This window comes from Streptomyces sp. NRRL WC-3626 (genome assembly GCF_000718785.1).
GTDB classification, from domain to species: Bacteria; Actinomycetota; Actinomycetes; order Streptomycetales; family Streptomycetaceae; genus Streptomyces; species Streptomyces edwardsiae.
The window spans coordinates 196,751-214,494 of record NZ_JOCA01000008.1; the positions used below are offsets into that span (position 1 = coordinate 196,751).

Annotated in this window: 15 protein-coding genes; 7 read left to right on the top strand and 8 right to left on the bottom strand. The window is 69.6% G+C overall.

Annotation, left to right across the window (positions count from 1 at the left end; genetic code table 11):
* The first annotated feature begins 16 nt into the window (after nt 1-16).
* On the top strand, nt 17-1,141 hold the full coding sequence (locus IF28_RS0115090) for an ATP-binding protein (RefSeq protein ID WP_030219444.1): 1,125 nt from the start codon (nt 17-19) through the stop codon (nt 1,139-1,141).
* Nucleotides 1,138-4,026: a DUF5682 family protein gene (locus IF28_RS0115095; protein ID WP_030219448.1), complete on the top strand. Its 2,889-nt coding sequence runs from the start codon at nt 1,138-1,140 to the stop codon at nt 4,024-4,026. Before IF28_RS0115090 ends, IF28_RS0115095 begins: the two co-directional genes overlap by 4 nt.
* Before the next feature lie 56 nt (nt 4,027-4,082).
* Here the strand turns inward: IF28_RS0115095 and IF28_RS0115100 are convergent, their stop codons facing one another.
* On the bottom strand, nt 4,083-4,592 hold the full coding sequence (locus IF28_RS0115100; RefSeq protein WP_030219452.1) for a hypothetical protein: 510 nt from the start codon (nt 4,590-4,592) through the stop codon (nt 4,083-4,085).
* 319 nt (nt 4,593-4,911) lie between these two features.
* Between IF28_RS0115100 and IF28_RS0115105 the strand changes: the two genes are divergently transcribed.
* Genes IF28_RS0115105 through IF28_RS0115120 form a run of 4 tightly spaced genes read left to right on the top strand, consistent with a single transcriptional unit; the run spans nt 4,912 to nt 8,520 of the window.
* Nucleotides 4,912-7,329 carry a type IV secretory system conjugative DNA transfer family protein gene (locus IF28_RS0115105; protein WP_030219459.1) on the top strand — a complete coding sequence of 806 codons (2,418 nt, stop codon included), beginning with the start codon at nt 4,912-4,914 and terminating at the stop codon, nt 7,327-7,329.
* Nucleotides 7,326-7,649 carry a hypothetical protein gene (locus IF28_RS0115110; protein ID WP_030219465.1) on the top strand — a complete coding sequence of 108 codons (324 nt, stop codon included), beginning with the start codon at nt 7,326-7,328 and terminating at the stop codon, nt 7,647-7,649. The genes IF28_RS0115105 and IF28_RS0115110 overlap by 4 nt, the downstream gene beginning before the upstream one ends.
* Nucleotides 7,646-7,978 carry an AbrB/MazE/SpoVT family DNA-binding domain-containing protein gene (locus tag IF28_RS0115115; RefSeq protein ID WP_030219468.1) on the top strand — a complete coding sequence of 111 codons (333 nt, stop codon included), beginning with the start codon at nt 7,646-7,648 and terminating at the stop codon, nt 7,976-7,978. Before IF28_RS0115110 ends, IF28_RS0115115 begins: the two co-directional genes overlap by 4 nt.
* Nucleotides 7,978-8,520 (top strand): hypothetical protein, encoded by a 543-nt coding sequence (locus IF28_RS0115120; RefSeq protein ID WP_030219471.1) that lies wholly within the window; start codon nt 7,978-7,980, stop codon nt 8,518-8,520. Before IF28_RS0115115 ends, IF28_RS0115120 begins: the two co-directional genes overlap by 1 nt.
* A gap of 297 nt (nt 8,521-8,817) precedes the next feature.
* On the opposite strand, the gene IF28_RS39190 is transcribed toward IF28_RS0115120, so the two are convergent.
* From IF28_RS39190 to IF28_RS0115145, 4 genes are all read right to left on the bottom strand, one after another.
* Nucleotides 8,818-8,982, bottom strand: coding sequence for a hypothetical protein (locus tag IF28_RS39190; protein ID WP_158713686.1), 165 nt, complete (start codon nt 8,980-8,982; stop codon nt 8,818-8,820).
* A gap of 52 nt (nt 8,983-9,034) precedes the next feature.
* Entirely contained in the window at nt 9,035-10,294 is a 1,260-nt protein-coding gene (locus IF28_RS0115135; protein WP_234325178.1) for a PQQ-binding-like beta-propeller repeat protein, read from the bottom strand.
* Between the two features lie 197 nt (nt 10,295-10,491).
* The gene (locus tag IF28_RS0115140; RefSeq protein ID WP_030219482.1) at nt 10,492-11,487 is read right to left on the bottom strand and encodes an alpha/beta hydrolase; all 996 of its coding nucleotides are present in this window, start codon (nt 11,485-11,487) and stop codon (nt 10,492-10,494) included.
* 93 nt (nt 11,488-11,580) lie between these two features.
* Complete coding sequence (locus IF28_RS0115145; RefSeq protein WP_030219486.1) at nt 11,581-12,393, bottom strand: SAM-dependent methyltransferase; 813 nt, start codon at nt 12,391-12,393, stop codon at nt 11,581-11,583.
* A gap of 222 nt (nt 12,394-12,615) precedes the next feature.
* Here IF28_RS0115145 and IF28_RS0115150 point away from each other — a divergent pair, with 222 nt between their 5' ends.
* Nucleotides 12,616-13,425, top strand: a complete 810-nt coding sequence (locus tag IF28_RS0115150) for an SAM-dependent methyltransferase (RefSeq protein ID WP_030219488.1) — start codon at nt 12,616-12,618, stop codon at nt 13,423-13,425.
* An 11-nt stretch (nt 13,426-13,436) separates the two neighbouring features.
* On the opposite strand, the gene IF28_RS0115155 is transcribed toward IF28_RS0115150, so the two are convergent.
* The 3 genes from IF28_RS0115155 to IF28_RS0115165 form a co-directional block, all read right to left on the bottom strand.
* Nucleotides 13,437-15,314, bottom strand: a complete 1,878-nt coding sequence (locus tag IF28_RS0115155; protein WP_030219491.1) for a discoidin domain-containing protein — start codon at nt 15,312-15,314, stop codon at nt 13,437-13,439.
* 148 nt (nt 15,315-15,462) lie between these two features.
* Nucleotides 15,463-16,824 carry a GH1 family beta-glucosidase gene (locus tag IF28_RS0115160; RefSeq protein ID WP_030219494.1) on the bottom strand — a complete coding sequence of 454 codons (1,362 nt, stop codon included), beginning with the start codon at nt 16,822-16,824 and terminating at the stop codon, nt 15,463-15,465.
* 47 nt (nt 16,825-16,871) lie between these two features.
* The gene (locus tag IF28_RS0115165) at nt 16,872-17,711 is read right to left on the bottom strand and encodes a carbohydrate ABC transporter permease (RefSeq protein WP_030219497.1); all 840 of its coding nucleotides are present in this window, start codon (nt 17,709-17,711) and stop codon (nt 16,872-16,874) included.
* Between the last annotated feature and the right edge of the window lie 33 nt (nt 17,712-17,744).

Below are 17,744 nucleotides of genomic sequence, written 5' to 3' on the forward strand. Positions count from 1 at the left end.
GAAAGGCTTTTCCCTCATGTCCGACCTGCTGCGCGCCCCTGCCGAGATCAAGTACGCCGAGGAGCTCGACTGGCTTGAGTCGATCGACGACGGCCCCAAGCCGTTCTCGTGGCGGCTGTCCCCGAAGATGGTCCGTCTGTTCATCCTGGGCTCCGAGCGGGCCGACGGGCTGGACCGGGAGGTGTCGCAGAAGTGGTTCGGCGACCGCAGCTTCGTGGAGCGGTCGATCGTCACCCTCGCCTCCGACCGCGGTCTGCTGCTCATCGGTGACCCCGGCACGGGCAAGAGCTGGCTGGCGGAGCTGCTGTCGGCGGCGATCTCCCGCAACTCCACGCTGGTGGTGCAGGGTACGGCCGGCACGACCGAGGACCACATCAAGTACTCGTGGAACGTGTCGATGGTCATCGCCAAGGGCCAGTCGCGGGAGTCGATGATCCCCTCGCCGATCATGACGGCGATGGAGGCCGGCTCGATCGGCCGTTTCGAGGAGCTGACCCGGTCGACGAGCGACGTGCAGGACGCGCTGATCTCGATCCTCTCCGAGAAGTACATCTCGGTGCCCGAGCTGGAGAGCGGCGGCGGTGACGACAACATCGTCTTCGCCAAGCCGGGCTTCTCCGTCATCGCCACCGCCAACAGCCGCGACCGGGGCGTCAACGACCTGTCCTCCGCGCTGAAGCGGCGCTTCAACTTCGTCCGCATCCCGGTGGTGACGAACAAGAAGAGCGAGGCGGAGATCGTCCGCTTCCGCACCGAGGAACTGCTGCGCCGGCACCGGATCGAGCTGGACGTGCCGCCGACCCTGCTGGACGTGCTGCTGCAGAGCTTCGCCGATCTGCGGGCGTCCGCCGCGGCGGCCGGCAGCGACGACGAGAAGCTGGAGTCCGCCCTGTCGACGGCCGAGCAGATCGGTGTGCTGGAGGACGCCGTCCTGCACAGCAACTTCTTCGGCGAGCGCGCCCTGACCGCCCGCACCCTCGCCTCCTCGCTGGTGGGCTCCCTCACCCGGCGCGAGCCCGAGGACCTGGCGATCTTCAACAAGTATCTGCACGGTGTCGTCGAGCCGCGCAGCAAGGAAGAGGGCGGCTCCTGGCCCGAGTTCCTCGAGGGCGGCCGCGACGCGATCGCCACCCTGTCATGAGCGGGACCCACGAGAGCACGTCGTTCGCCGCCCTGCGCGGGCAACTGCAGGAAGCCGCAACCGAGTTCGCGGACGGTCCGGACGCCCTGGAGGGCATCCTGCTCGGCATGGTCGACGACGTCGACCGGGCGGTGCGGGAGCCGCTGGAGATCTTCCCCGTCTGCCACCACTCCCCCGCCTCCGCGCTCGCCATGGCCCGGCGGCTGCGGGAGAAGCAGCCCAAGGTGGTGTACCTGGAGCTGTGCGAGGACATGGCCCCGCTGCTGACCGAGCTGCGCAACTGCCGGCTGCCGGTGGCGGTGCAGGCGTTCGCCGGTGACGTCGAGGGCTTCCCCGCCGAATGGGCGCCGCTGTCGGTGGTGGCGCCGGTCACGGAGGCGTCCGCCGAGTACCAGGCGATCGCGTACGCCCTGGACACCCCGGGCGTGGAACTGGTCCTGGTCGACCGGTCCACGGACCATGTCTTCCAGTGGGACCGCGGGGACTCGACCGACGTCCCCCAGGAGGCGGAGGCCGCGCTGCACGGTGAGGCCGTCGGCGTGGAGATCGGTGATCTGCGGCCGCGCTTCGCCGAGTTGGAGGAGCACCTGCTGCGCCACGGCAAGGTGCGGCACTGGTCGGAGTGGTGGCACCAGTACGTCGAGGTCCCGCTCGGGGACAGCGACCACGCCGCCTACCGCCAGGTGATGTTCCTCATCGGCAGCCTGTTCCGGCGGCTCACCCCCGGCGACGGGGCCCGGCTGCGGGTGGACGAGGACCGGGAGCGGTACATGTGGACCCGGATGCGGGAGCATCTGGCGGCGACCGGCACGGACCCGGAGGACTGTCTCTACGTGTGCGGCGCGTTCCACGCGGCCAGCCGGGTGGAGGAGTTCGGCGTGGAGGGACGCTCGGACACGTTCACGATCTCCCCGCGCACCGCCACCACCTGGCAGTACGGGCTGATCCCGTCCAGTCACGCGGCGATCGAGGCACAGTTCGGCCTCGCCGCCGGCTCGGTGTCGATCGCGGCGACGGAATGGGCGAAGGGGCTGAAGCGCACGCGCGTGAAGCCGTACGTACTGGAAGGGCAGGCCGGGAAGAAGAAGTCCACGGCGAAGAAGGCCGCCGCGGTCCCGGCACCGGCCCCCGAGGTGCCCGCCACGGACAGACTGTCCGGCTTCCTGCGGCGGCCGCCCGTGCTCGACGGACTGGACGAGGCCGAACTCCTCGGCTGGTCGGTGGAGATCGTCCGCGCGGCCCGGCGCAACGGCTATCTCGCCTCGACCGCCGACGCCATCGCCGTCTTCGAGACGTCGATCCTGCTCGCCGGCATGCGCGACCGCGCCAAGCCGACGCCGTACGACTTCCAGGACGCGGCGGTCACCTGCATCGAGAAGGACAGCGTCCCCGGGCGACGGGACGTACGGCGGCTCGTCGAGATCATGATGGGCGGCGACCGGATCGGCCAGGTCGGCTACGAGTCACTGCCGCCGCTCGCCCGCGACGTGTACGACCGGCTCGCGCCGCTGGAACTGAAGCTGGAGCAGCGCGGGGTGCGCCGGGCGCTGCTGGACATGGCCTCGCGGCCCGAACTGCGCGCCTGTTCCGATGTGTTGTGGATGCTGCGGCGCCTGATGCCGCAGGGTGCGGCACGGCCCATCATGGGTGAGCGGCGGCTCGGCGAACGCTCGATACAGGAGTCGTGGGACCTCGCCATCGGCACGCACCAGCGGGCCCTGATCGAGCTCGGTTACGAGGGCGTCAGCCTGGAACAGGTGCTGGAACAGCGGCTGCGGCGCGAGGCGTACGGTCCGCAGGCGACCACGGCGAGCGTGCTCGCGGCGGTCGAGGACGCGCTCCTGTATCTGCGCGGCCACCGCCTCGCCGACGAACTCGGCACCCAGGCCCTGAAGTTGCTCGCCGCCGAACGCAGCGTGGACGGGGCGCCGGAGGTGCTGCGCCGGGTGCGGACGCTCCTGGCCCACTACCGCACCAGCGAGCCGGCGCTGCCGGGGTGGATCGAGTCGTTCGTCAAGACCGGTTACGCCCACTACTGCACGCTGCTGCCGACGGCGTTCCGGGACGAGGACGCGACGGTCGGGCAGGTCGCGGCGATGCTCGGCTTCCTGTTCTCCATGGAGAGCCTCGCCCTGTCCCTCGGCTGCGACCGGCACCAGCTGGAGCTCGCCGTCGCCCAGTCCCACCCCGACGACCCGGCCAAGACGGCCCTGCTGTGGGCGGCCCAGGTGCAGCTCGGCACCCTGTCCCGCGCGGAGTTGCGGGACCGGTGCGACGAACTGCTGGACAACCCGCTGGTGGTGTCCTCCTACCCGCGCTACCTGAGCGGCTTCGTGCACGCGCTGGAGCCGGTGCCGGGGCTGGCGGACGTGGTGGTCGAGGCGGTCTCGAACGCGTTCGGCCGCCTGCCGGACACGGTCCTGCTCCCCTGGCTCCCGCTCCTGATCACCACCCTGCGCTCCGGCGCGGCGGACCTGGCCCCGCTGATGGTCCGCGAGGCGGGCCGCGTCTTCCCGGGCCGGCTGCCGGAACTGGACGCGTGGACACCGCCGTGGCGGACGCCGGAGCCGGATCCGTTCGCCGCGAAACCGACATCCCCCGCCCGCCGCGGCACGCACCTGCTCGGAGCACACCCGACGACGTGCGACGCGGTGGCGGAGCTCCTCGGCTGCGACGAGGGCTGGGCGTCGTCCGAGCTCTCGGCTCCGTCCGGCGCTTCGCTGATAAGCGCGCACCCGGCGTCGTGCGACGCGGTGGCGGAACTACTGGGGTGCGACGGGGGATGGGTGACGACGGTTCCGGCTGCGGCCGGTGCGGGCGCCGCTCTGACGGCACGGCACCCGGCGACGGCCGGTGCCCTGGAGCCGCTGCTCGCCGCCCTGTGACAGCTGTGGCCGGGTCCCCGTCCGGGACCCGGCCACAGGCCACCGGTCTGTCCGCGTCATCGGGTAAGCCTGCGCTCGGTCCACTCCTTCGCTGCGGTGAGCCGGGTGCGGAGCTCGGCGGCGATGTCGCACCGCTTCAGCGTGAGGCCGACCTTCTTGCTGACCTTCCACGGCCACAGGCGGCGTTGGCGCTCATCCGACAGGGCTGCGATGTACTTCTCGATCAGCCCGTCGACGCCATCGAGGGCCTCGGGCCAGCGTCGGGCATCGTCCTGGAGCTGGCTGCGTAGCGTGTCGAGTGTGGCGAAGTGGCTTCTGGTCACTGTCCCCTTCGCCTCAAGCGTCTCCATCTCCTCCTCGACCGCGCGGAGACGGTCGTGGAAGGGCTGGAGCTGGGTCGCCATCTTGTCGAAGGCCCGCTTGCGCCAGCCCACGCGGGCGATCACCGAGGAGACGATGACCGCGGCAACCGCGATCACAGCGGTCCAGGTCCACCCGCCGAGAAAAGTGTCCCCGCCTTGCGCCGTGTGACCTTCCCGCGCCACTTCCACGCAGGTCTGGATCACCCTTCGGCCCGTCGAAGAAACAGAACAAGACATGTGGCGTCGTCCTCATGGAGATGGGGCCCGCGCCGATGGGGAGGCGCGCCGAATGACCGTTGTGTGTCCGCAGCCTCCCCGGAAGGGAAAGGCGTCCGCAAATGCACGCGTTGAGCCATTCCCGATGCCTCATTGAGGAGCGGACGCCACCGATACTGTCCGCACGCTGGGCCGTCAACCCCGCCCGGAGGCCGTTTCGTTGACGCCCAGTCATGCCTCTTTGAGATCCTTTGACGGGCCGGTGAGGACGCTCCTACGCTACGGCGGGAATGAGGAGGTGTGTGGGGTGCCCGCTTATCTGCACTGGGGCAAGGTGCTCGGAATCTACGACGACGAGGCGCCCGCGACGCTGCCGAGTCAGCTCGATCTTCTGCGCGCTCTGCAGGATCTCGACACGCCGGGTGTGGCGCTGGTCTATCGGCTCAGGACTTCACCGGAAGGCGGTCCGAACGCGGAGCCGAGTGCCCTTTTCGATCTACGGTGCCTGTCGAAAGACGGCGAAACCATTTCACCGGCCGAGGCACGCACACTCGATGATCTCAGCGCGGTGGCTCTGCTGCCCGCGTACAACATATCTGCGGCTTCCGAAGTCCGCGTGGGCTACAAGTACCGGACGCGCATCATTCCGGCCGCCCGGCGGGGAGACGAACTTCCCATCAAACGGGACTGGGCCGAACTCGTGGATCTTTTCCGTCGCCGGGAGGACGACGTCGCCCTGGACATCACCTGCACACTGACGGGCGCACGCGTCGGAAACCACCGGCCCTCGATGAGGACCGGCCACATCACCAGCATCGACCGGGCCACCGCGTTCTTCGAGGCGGCCGCGGCGGAGTGTCGGTTCCATCAAGAGGACCAGCGCCATCTGATCGTGACGGTGGCGCTCCAGTCGACAGCGCCCATCGACGAGGTCTTCGCGAAGGCCACCGGCCGCATGCTGTTCGGAACACCGGTGAGACTACGGCCGGTCAATCGGTACCGGCCGATCACCAGCAGCGCCGAACTGGGCGTGGTCGGCTGCCCGGAACAGCTGATCCGGGTCTGGCACGCCCCGTACGGGAACATGCAGGGCCGGGGTCTCAGTTCATGGCGGGACACGCGGATCGCCCTGCGCCGGAAGCCGCCCAAGGTCGAGGCGGGCGTCGTTCTGGGCAAGGCGCGGTGGCACGGAGCACGGTTCACCACCAACGAAGTGGTGGAGGTCAGCGACGAGGACCGCACCAAACACACTTATGTCATCGGGAAGACCGGTTCGGGGAAGACCAACGTCCTGAAGTCGCTGGTCCGGCAGGACATCCTCAACGGAAACGGATGCGCCGTCATCGACCCGCACGGTGATCTCGTCGACTACGCCCTGGAGCACTCCGGCGACCGTCTGGAGGACATCGTCCATCTGGACTTCGGCGACCCGGATTTTCTGCCGGTGGTCAATCCATTCCTGATGGACGTGGAGGGCGAGAGCGACTACCAGATGGCGGTCGAAGAAATCCTCGAGATCATCATCCGGCGTTCGTTCAGCCAGTTCACCGGGCCCGTCTTCGACGACACGACCCGGCTGATGCTCAAGACGATCTGGCACCAGGAGATCCGGGGCGACCGGCTGCCCAGCATCCCACTCGCCCTGGAGGTCCTGCGCACACCGGCCATGCGCAAGTGGGCCACAAGCGTCATGGAAGGTGTCGACTCCGAACTCGCGGACCAGTGGCGGGCGTTCGAGGGAATGCTGGCCAGCTCGGTGGCTGAGACGGTCCGCTGGGCGGCGGCGAAGTTCGCTGACTTCACCAGCGGCAACCCGCTCCAGTTGCTCACCGCCGGATCCTCACCGCTGTCCATCCGGGATATCTACGACAAGCGGAAGATCCTGCTGGTCAGGTTGCCCGAGACCATGATGGGGCCGATGTCCGGCCAGTTCCTGGGTTCCCTGCTGTTCAACCGTATCTACCGGGCTGCCCGGGCGAGCGGCTCCACCACGTCGGCGCCGTTCTTCATCCACGTCGACGAGTTCCAGCGCTTCGTCAGTCACGAGGTGGAGGAACTCGTCGCCGAGGCCCGCAAGTTCAATGTGGGGCTGACCTTCGCCCACCAGAACCTGCGGCAGCTGGAGGCTTTCTCACGGTACGAGGGATCGGCCAACGCACGGCTCGCCGAGGCGATCTTCTCGAACGTGGGCACCATGATCGTCATGAAGACCTCGGGCCGGGACGTGAAGGCCTTCGCGGACGAGTTCTCGGTGAACGAGACGCAGGTGCGAAACATCGCCCAGTACGAGGCTATGGCACGCACGGTCATCGGCAATGTGGAACAGCCGGTGTTCAGTCTCGTCATCGACCACGAAGTCTCGGGCCGCGGCGATTCCACGGTGGCCGCCCGGGTGCGGGAACGCATGATCGCTCAGGGGATCATGCGGCCGCGCGACGAACTGCGCACCATCCAGAAGGAGCTGGAGACATTCCGGGCCCACGGCAGGCCCAGCCGGCCTCGGGCACCGGGCCGCCCCTCGCCCGTTCTCGTGACGCCGCCGGACGACGAGCCGTTCGATCTCGCCCCCGCCGGTTCGGACGATGAGTCCGGCTCCCCGTCGACCAGCGCGTTCCTCGACGAATGGCTGGCCAAGCGCAAGTCACGGAAAGAGCGGGACACCCGGGCGGACGCGAAGCCCGCCGGCACCCCATCCGAATCCCCTAGTCTGCGGAGTTCACCATGAGCGCCCCCGATTTCGAGAACCGTGCCGAACGGATCGACCCTGTGCTGCAGACCGCCTGGGAGCACCTGGACACCGATATCGACGTCCGGATCGACGCGATCGCGGAGGAGCTGAACATCGAGCGCGACAAGGTCATCGCCCTGAGCGTGCTGTTCTTCTCCAGCCAGCTGCAGTTGCGGCGGGAGGACAAGATGGTCATCGTGTGCGGTCGGCCGGCCAAGGCGTACCCTGACCCGCTGGCCGCGCTCTTCGACCAGGACGACTCGGGCAAGTACACCGCGATCTATCAGCAGTTGGTCGGTACGTGGGAGGCGTCATGACCGAGGGCGATCAGGACATCGACGACTTCAACGAGAGCGCCGAACGCGCGGGGGAATCGAGCGGGATCCCTCCGGCGCCTTCCCGGGACAGACTGGAACCCGGATCGGGGTTCCGGACCTACCGGGTGTCGAAGGCCGGGCAGCTGACGCTGCCCGGCTCGGCGCGCAAGGAGTGGGAGCTGAAGGAGGGGGGACCGGTCCATGTCGCGCACATCGGGGACTTCGTGGTGATCGTGCGCTCCGGGGCATGGTCCCACCGGCTCCAACAGTGGCGGCTGGAGACGGATCTGGCCGAACAACTCCAGGAAGAGATCGATCGTGAGGCGTGATGGCGACCCGAGTACTCATCGACCGCTGGGGGTTCGCCCTTCTGCTGAAAGGCCACCGCCCGCGGGCGGTCGAAGGTGAACGGTTCGACGAATATCTGATCGGCGAGCGGGAGTACCTTCGCTTCCTGACGATCACGCAGCAGGCCGAGCCGCGTACCGGCATCCTCCTGCTCCTCGAATCGATACAGCGCACCCAAGGGAAGTCGCCGTCGATCACCAGTGCGCTGTCCGCCCTGCTCAACCCGGAACAGGTGCAGGAGCTGTACGGGATACCCGTCGCCCTCTCCCGGCTCCCTGAGCCCACCCTCGGGCTGCTTCCGGCCACCTGTCACCGGTTCGGCCTGCAGGAGAGCGAGGCGGAGAGCGTCCTGCTCGCACTTCAGGAGGAGGTCGCGTTCCTAACCTGCTACCGGTCGCTGGTCATGCGCCGCTGGATGAGGGTGGCCCTGTCCAAACACAAGATCCACGCACTCGACCTCGACCACGGCTGCCCTCGGCTGAGGAAGGCCGGTCCACCGCCGCACGGCAGTGGACCGGGGTGAGGTCCGCGCGCTCGGTCGTCCCTTCCGCTCCACCCGCACACAGCCCACCTCCGCCAGGACTCCCCCGGCCGCGCCGCGGGCCACGGTGGACTGCGGGAGACCTCTGCGTGCTCAGGCCGGTACGGACAGGGCGTTGGCGGAGGCCGTCTCGATCCTCGGCGTGGATGTGGCGCCCCCGGCGGGGGTGGGCATTCGACAGTGACTGGACGACGTGGCCGGCATCGTCTCCCGCCACACGCGGGTGGTCGGTGGCAGCCGCTCGGCTGCACTCGGAGGGGCCGGCGTACGCAGCAACCCTCAGCCGTAGCAGGCCGGGAGGGGTTCCATGCCTTCCGGGGTTCCGTACTTGATGACCGCCGTGTACGCCTCCGCGATGTCGCAGCCCCTGTCGAACCAGGGGTAGGCGAAGAAGCTCCAGATCACGAAGGCGATGACGAGCGTCCGGCGGGTGACCTTCGACATGGCTGGGTTGTTCCACCTCGCGCGGCGGAATATGCGCTACCGCGTCAGCCCGTCACACCGGCAGGGCGTGCAGTTTCTTGCCGTGGAGGGCGAAGACGCGCTTGCCGTCGGTGGCGACCAGCCAGGCGTGGAAGTCGCCGGTGCCGTCGTTGAACGTCCAGCGCACATCCCCGGTCTTCGCGTCCAGGGCGATGATGCCGCCCTTGTCGTCCAGGTCGGTGGCGCCGTAGAGGGTGCCGCCCGCCTTGACGTACTGGCGTGGCACGTGGAGTCCCTCCTTCGCGAGGGCCTCGGACTGCCAGAGCAGCTTGCCGGTGCGCGGGTCGACCGCTCGCAGGGTCCTGTCGCTGTCGGCGATGTAGAGCACGTCCTCCAGGACGGCGGGCTCCTTGAAGGCGGCGAATCCCGAGGTCTTCAGGGACCACTTCTCCTTGCCGTCGGACAGGTTGAAGGCCTGGAGGGTCTGGCCCTGCGGGACGATCACCAACTCCTGGTGGACGGCGAAGAAGCCGTAGTTGGTCTTGGTCGTCTTGTGTGTCCACACCTGGCTGCCGGTGGCGGTGTCGCGGACGGTGAGGTTCTTCTTGAAGTCGGTGTAGACGAGGTGACGGCCGCGGACCGCGGCGTGGATGCCGTTCTGCTCGGTGCCGGTGTCGCGCTGTTCCTTCCAGGCGATCCTGCCGGTGGCGCTGTCGAGTGCGGCGATGACGTTGGTCTTCGACGAGCCGTCGTCCTCGAGGATCTCGGCGATGACGTACACCTGCCGCTCGTCCACGGCGATCGGCCGCGGCTGGCGGTAGGCCTTGCTCAGGTGGCTGCGCCAGGTCTCCTTGCCGGTGGCGGGGTCGTAGCCGATGACGGAGCCGTCGTACTCGCTGCTCGCCAGGTACAGCGTGCCGTTGCCGAGCAGCAGGGGGGCGCCGGGTATGGCGCCGCCCGGCAGGGACCACTTCTTCCCGCCGGTCGCGGTGTCGAGGGCGGCCAGCGGACTGCCGCTCGCGATCACGACGCCGGCCGCCGTCACCAGCTCGTCGTTGTCGCCGTAGGTCTGGGCCGGGGTCGACTCGGTCCACAGCGGGTCGGGGGCCTGACCGTCCTTGCCGGAGCCGGAACCGGTGCCGCTGCCCGTCTCCTTCGGCTTGCCGGCGCCGGAACCGCCCGTGCCGCCGGCGTCCTCGACGTCCACCGCGTCCTCGTCGCAGCCGACCGCGCCCACGGCCAGGGCGGCCAGGGCGAGCCCGCCGCCGGCCAGCCGCAGCATCCGCCGGCGCGAAGACGTCCCGGGCCTCGTGGTCGCTCTGTCGTTCCCCATGCCGTCGCGCGTGGCCATTCGCCGTACCCCCGTGATGTGTCGGATTTCCGTGCGGGAGCCCTCGACGTGTCGCACGTGCGGACGCAGGCCCCTGTGACCAGGCACGTTAACCGGACTTGCGTGGTGCGAACGCGGCAAGATCCCAACCGGGACAGCACCGTGAACCAATCGAGACAACACGGCACCGGAGGCCGTGATCAGCGGCCGTCGGTGCCGAGCGCGCGCAGCAGCATCGGCAGTGACGCGTGGAGCTCGCGTTCCCAGTAGGCCCAGCCGTGGGTCCCCGGGCCGTAGAAGTGGGTCGTCACATGCCGTGCGCCGACACGCTTCAGTTCGGCCGCGAGTGCGTGGTTCTGGCGGTTGAAGTCGGCCTCCAGGGCGCTGGTGGCGCCCGGTGGGTCGAGGGGACCGGTGGTGCCGTCGCCGCAGGAGAGGTAGACCGGGAGTGCTTTCAGGCGCTCGGCGAGGTGGACGGGGTCGTGCGCCCGCCAGATCCGGCGCTGGGCGACCGGGTCGCCCCAGACGCGGAGCGGGTCGGTGTTCTGGCCGGCGAAGAAGCCCATGATGCGGTCGACGGACTCGGAGTCGAGGAGGGGGTGGGCGGAACCGGAGTACGCCGCCGTCGCCTTGAACATTCCGGGGTGCCGGGCGGCGTACAGCAGGGCGCCCTGGCCGCCCATGGACAGTCCGGCGACCACGCGGTCGCGGCCCGCGCCCCAGTCGCGTTCCAGGAGGTGGCGCAGTTCCTTCGTGTGGAACGTCTCCCATGCGGGGTCGCCGCCCCGACCGTGGTTCCACCAGTCGCTGTACCAGCCGTTCCAGCCGGCCTCGGGCATCACGACGAGGACGTCGCGCAGGCTGTCGGTCTCCGCCACGTCGGTCATGCTCGTCCACGACGTGTAGTCGCCGCAGCAGCCGTGCAGCAGCCAGAGCGTGGGCCAGTGCCGGTGCCGCTCACCGGGGTTCCAGCCGTCGGGTGTGAGGAGGCGGACCTTGACCGTACGGCCGCCCAGCGCCGTCGACCGGACCGACAGGTCCACCTGCCGGGGCGCGACCTGGGTGACGGCCACGACCTCCGCGCCGGGGCGGTGTGCCGTGTCGGCGGCCAGCGCGCGGGGCGCGGCCGGCGTGAGGACCGCGGCCAGCAACACGGCCGCGGTGAGCAGGAATCTGGCGCGCACGTTCGTGAACACGGCGGCTCCCGGTAGGGGTTGCCGGTCGCGCTGCCGCTGGGACCACGGACACCGACCGACCCATGCTGCGCACAAGTATCGGCCGGTTCCGGCTTACGTCAAGACGGCCCCGTGCTCCGCTCGGGGGACGCGCGCGACGCCCACGTAGAAGCCGCTGCGTTCCCGCGCCGGTGCCGGTTCCTCCTGGTACCACTCGGTGGCGAACACCAGGCCGGGTGCGACGAGCTCGAGGCCCTCGAAGAAGGGCTCGACCTCGTCGCGGGTGCGCATCCGCAGCGGGATCGCACCCTTCTTGTACGCGGTCTCGGTCTCCTGCTTCAGCTCCGGGTGCTGGTCGGCTGTTCCGTGCGAGAGGATCAGGTGGCTGCCGGAGGGGAGTTCTCCGACGAGGGTGCGCACGAGGTGGTACGGGTCCTCGTCGTCGGGCAGGAAGTGGAGCAGGGCGATCAGGGAGAGGGCGATCGGTCGGTCGAAGTCCAGGACCTCGCGGGCACGTTCGAGGATGGCCGCGGGCTCTCGTACGTCGGCGAGGAGGAAGTCGGTGGCGCCCTCCGGGGTGCTGCTCAGCAGTGCTTCGGCGTGGCGCAGGACGATGGGGTCGTTGTCCGCGTAGACGATCCGGGCGTCCGGTCTGATCGCCTGCACGATCTGGTGCAGGTTGGGTTCGGTGGGGATTCCGGTGCCGATGTCCAGGAACTGGCGGACGCCCGCCTTCGCCAGCCAGGCCGCGGCGCGGTGCATGAACGCCCTGTTCCGGGCCGCGTTGCCCCGCGCCTCCTTCGGGAGGGTCTCGCCGACCCGCTGGTCGACGGGGTAGTTGTCCTTGCCGCCCAGCAGCCAGTCGTAGACGCGGGCGGGGTGCGGCTTGCTCGTGTCTATGTGGGGTCTGGGTGTACCGGTGGTCACAGGACACTCCTCCGTGCTGCGGGACGGCATCGTCGGGTCGTCAGCCTATCCGGGCACGCCTACGCGCCCAGGTCGGGCGAACACCCGTGCATCAAAAGGTTGTTGAGCCGCGTGGGGGAACAGCGACCAAGGAGCGTCGGGCTGCCTCCTCGTGCCAGGATGATGTTCCGTCAGGCACCCGCGCGGGTGCCGGCCCGCGAGTTGAGAACGGAGCCAGGTCGCATGACCTCCCTGAGCAGCGGCGAGAACGCCGACCGGATCGACACGAGCAAGCCCCACCCCGCCCGGATGTACGACTACTTCCTCGGCGGGAAGGACAACTACGAGGTCGACCAGCTGGCCGCCGAGCAGTTCATGAAGGCGGCGCCCGAGGTGCGCGAGGGAGTTCTGGCCAACCGGCACTTCATGCACCGCGCGGTGCGGCACGTGGTGGCCGAGGGCGGGATCCGCCAGATACTCGACATCGGCACGGGCCTGCCCACCGAACCCAACGTGCACCAGATCGCGCGGTCGATCGCCCCGGAGACCCGGGTCGCCTACGTCGACAACGACCCCATCGTCGCGACGCACTCGAGGGCCCTGTCGGACGACCCGGACACCACCGTCGTCCTGGCCGACCTGCGCGATCCGGTCGCGATTCTCGACCATCCCGAGGTGCGCGCGGTCATCGACTTCGGCCGGCCGGTGGCACTGCTGCTGGTGGCCGTCGTGCACTTCGTCGCCGACGCGGAGGACCCGGCGGGCATCGTCGCCACCCTGCGCGACGCGCTGCCGGCCGGTTCCTACCTCGTCCTGTCGCACGCGACGGGTGACGTCCACGAGGACCGGCGCGAGGACGCTGCGGCCGTCTACAAGAATGCCACCGCGTCCCTCAACCTGCGTTCGCACACCACGGTGCTCGACCTGTTCGGCGACTTCGCGATGGTCGAGCCGGGGCTGGTCCGGGTCACCGACTGGCGCCCCGAGGAGGTACGGCGCCCCGACGCCCCGCCGATCGGCATCTACGGCGGAGTGGCGCGCAAGGGCGCCTGACGACGGCGGCCCTAGCCCTTCTGCTCCACCCGAACCCAGTCCACCTCCGCCCGCACTCCCCCGGCCGCGATCCGGTCCACGCTGGACTGCGGCAGGCCCCAGTACGGGGTGGTGACCTTGTTCCAGCCGGCCGGGTAGGCGCCGCCGAGGGCCAGGTTGAGGATCACGTACTGGTTGTGGTCGAAGACCCAGGCGCCGCGCGTGGATTCGAGCTTGTTGCGGGTCGTCTCATGGACGAGGCGGTCGTCGACGGAGAATTTCATGCCGGTCGGGGTCCACTCCACCGCGTAGGTGTGCCACTGGTCGGCGCGGCCGCCGTTCGGGTAGGTCTGGCGTGCACCGATGTTGCCGTCGGCCGAGTAGCCGGGGCCGTGCAGGGCGGTGCTGGTCCAGTCGCCGTAGCCGATGTTCTCCATGATGTCGGTCTCGCCGGAGGCCGGCCAGGACACCGTGGGATCGTCGACGTTGCTGCCGAGGAGCCAGAAGGCGGGCCAGAACCCGTCACCGACCGGGAGCTTCATACGGGCGCTGACCCGGCCGTAGGTGAAGTCGAACCGGGTGTTGGTGTCGATGCGGCCGGAGGTGAAGTCGTAGGTGCCGCCGCCGGCCTTGGTGCAGCCCTTGCAGTGCTTGGCCTCGAGAACCAGACTGCCGTTCTCCTGGCGGATGTTGTCCGTGGAGTCGACGTACGCCTGGGACTCGCCGTTGACCGAGCCCATCTCCGTGCCGGTGCGGACCACGCGCCACTTGGCGCGGTCGAGGGAGGCGGTGGTGAAGTCGTCGAAGAACGTGGTGCGGTACGAGCCCGGCTGTTCCGCCGGGAGCGCCGGGTAGGCCGCCGCCGCGCTGCCGCCGGTGCCCCAGACCTCGAACTCGTAGAGGGAGTAGCCGAACTGGGCGGTCGCGGGAGCCGGGTTGTAGAAGGAGCGCCGCTCTTTGCCGAGCATGCGGACGTAGCGGCCGGTGGCCGGCTGCGGGAGCCGGACCGAGTCGTGCAGGCCCGCCGCCTCGCCCGGGGACTTCACATTGGCGCGGCGGGACGCCACTTCGGAGGCCGAGGGGCGGTAGACCGTGCGCCAGGTGCGGTTGTCGTCGGAGATCTGGAGTTCGTAGTCGACGGCGTAGGCGGCCTCCCAGTAGAGGTCGACCGTGTCGACGGTGGAGCGTGCGCCGAGGTCGACGGAGACCCAGCGGTCGGCGTTCCAGTCGCTCGACCAGCGGGACTGGTCCGCCTTGAGGTCGGCCGGCCGCCCGCCGTCGGTGACGAACGCCGGTGAGTTGCCCGCGTGTTGGTAGTAGTTCGCGTAGGCGGGGTGGTTGAGGGCGAGGTTGGTGCGGGTCGTCGACGCGGGGGCGGGTTCACCGCCGTAGACCTTGAAGGAGTAGAGGGAGTAGCCCCACGGGGTGGCGCGTTCCACGCCGCGCATCCGGACATAGCGGCCGGTGACGTCCTGGGGGTAGGTGTGGGCCGTGACCGAGCCGCCGGTGCCGTCGGTCTCCGTGTAGAAGGGGGTCCAGTCGGTGCCGTTCCTGGAGACCTCGAGGACGTAGCGCTTGCCGTAGGCGGCCTCCCAGTCGAGGACGACGCGGTCGACGCGGATCGTGGTGCCGAGGTCCAGGCGGATCCAGGCGTTGTCGGCGAAGTCGCTGGACCAACGGGTGGCGCCGTTGCCGTCGAAGGCGAGGCCGGGGGCGACGCCCGCGTTCTCGCTGCCGGAGGCGGTGGCCCCGGCCGGGTTCGCCGCGTACGCGGCGGCCGCGCGGTCGGTGTCCCAGGCGGCGGCCGCGGCGTGCGGCCCGGCGGTGGGGGCGGCGACGGCGGGGCCCGCGGTCAGTACGGCCGCCGTGGTGAGGGCGGTGAGGAGGAGGCGTGGGGTACGGGATGACATGCGGCTCTCCTTGGGAGGGAGGGTGGGGCGCCGGTTCCCCGCGGGATCTCACTGAGTGACGCGTTCATGACATGCACGGACGGACATGCACGGACGAAGGCGGCCCCGGTGGGCGCGGACGACCGTCCGTCCGCGCCCACCGGTCACATCAGGCCGCTCGCCGTGCGCGGTCCGCGTGGCCGCGGATGATGTCCGCGTACCGGTGACCGGAGCCCTTGATGGTGCGGGCCTGGGTCTCGTAGTCGACGTGGACGAGGCCGAAGCGCTTGTCGTAGCCGTACGCCCACTCGAAGTTGTCCAGCAGCGACCAGGCGAAGTACCCGGCCAGCGGGGCGCCCTTGCGGGCGGCCGAGGCGCAGGCCGCGAGATGGGCGGCGAGGTAGTCCTGGCGCTCCGGGTCGTCGATCGTGCCGTCGGGGCGGACGACGTCGGGGAAGGACGAGCCGTTCTCGGTGATGTACAGCCTGCGCGCGCCGTAGTCGTCGGTCAGGCGCAGCAGCAGGTCCTCGATGCCGCTCGCGTCGATCTCCCAGTCCATGCCGGTGCGCGGGACGCCGTCGCGGCGGACGGTGCGGACGCGGGGGGCCGGGCCGGTGGGGTCGTCGGCGACGGTCTGCGGGAAGTAGTAGTTCAGGCCGAGCCAGTCCAGGTCGGCGCCGATCAGCTTCATGTCGCCCTCCTGTTCGGGGAGTTCGACGCCGTACACCTCGCGCATGTCCTCGGGGAAGCCGCGGCCGTGGACCGGGTCCAGCCACCAGCGGTTGGTGTGGCCGTCCATGCGGCGGGCCGCCGCCAGGTCCTCCTCGCGGTCACTGGCCGCGTGGATGGTGGAGAGGTTGTTGACGATGCCGACCTGGGCGTCCGGGGCGGCCGAGCGGATCGCCTGCATCGCCAGGCCGTGGCCGAGGAGCAGGTGGTAGGAGGCGCGCACCGCCGCCGTCAGGTCGGTCAGGCCGGGGGCCATGACGCCTTCGAGGTGGCCGATCCAGGCCGAGCAGAGGGGCTCGTTGAGGGTGGCCCAGTGGCCGACGCGGTCGCCGAGGCGTTCGGCGACGACGGAGGCGTACGAAGCGAAGTGCTCGGCGGTGGAGCGCTCCTGCCAGCCGCGGACCCGGTCCTGGAGCGCCTGCGGGAGGTCCCAGTGGTAGAGGGTGACGGACGGGGTGATGCCCGCCTCGAGCAGGCCGTCGATCAACTCGTCGTAGAAGGCGAGGCCCTTGGCGTTGACCGGTCCGTCGCCGCCCGGCACCACGCGCGGCCAGGCGATGGACAGACGGTAGGCGTTGGTGCCGAGCCGGCGCATCAGGTCGATGTCCTCGCGCCAGCGGTGGTAGTGGTCGCAGGCGACGTCGCCGTGGTCGTCGTTGTCGATCTTTCCCGGGGTGTGGGAGAAGGTGTCCCAGATCGACGGTGAACGGCCGTCCGCCGCCACGGCTCCCTCGATCTGGTACGCCGATGTGGCCGTGCCCCACAGGAAGTCGTGCGGGAGTGCGGCGAAGTCGATGCTCACGTAGGTCCTTTCGTTCTGTTCGGGGAGGATCTGTTCGGGACGGACGGTCACTTGACCGCGCCCGCGGTCAGTCCGGCCACCAGATAGCGCTGGAGCAGCAGGAAGCCGGCCACCACGGGGATGCTCACCACCAGCGACGCGGCCATGATCTGGTTCCAGTACACGTCGTTCTGGGTGGAGTAGCCCTGGAGGCCGACGGCGAGGGTGCGGGTGGCGTCGTTGGTCATGACGGAGGCGAAGAGGACCTCGCCCCAGGCGGTCATGAAGGCGTAGACGGCGACCGCGACGATGCCGGGAATGGCCGCCGGGACCACGACCTTGATCAGCGCCTTGAGCGGGCCGCAGCCGTCGACGAGGGCCGCCTCGTCCAAGTCCCTCGGCACCGAGTCGAAGTAGCCGATCAGCATCCAGATGGAGAAGGGGAGGGAGAAGGTCAGATAGGTGAGGATCAGTCCGCCGCGGGAGCCGAACAGGGCGATTCCGGTGGCGTTTCCGATGTTCACGTAGATGAGGAAGAGGGGCAGCAGGAAGAGGATGCCCGGGAACATCTGCGTGGACAGGACGGTCACCGAGAAGATCCGCTTGCCCCGGAACTCGTAGCGGCTGACCGCGTACGCGGCGAACACCGCGATCACGACCGAGCAGACGGTCGCCACGCCCGCCACGATCAGGGAGTTCACGAAGTACTTCGCCAGCGGGACCGTCGACCAGATGTCGATGTACGGGCGGATCGTCAGACCGGTGGGCAGCCAGCGGAACGCGCCGGTGACGTCCTCCAGCGGTTTGAGCGAGCTGGAGACCATGACGTACACCGGCAGCAGCACGAAGCCGGTGAGCAGGGTCAGGAAGACACGGCGCGTCCACAGGAAGGACGCCGGTACGGCCATCGGGGACCGGGGTGCGGCCGTACGGGACCGGGG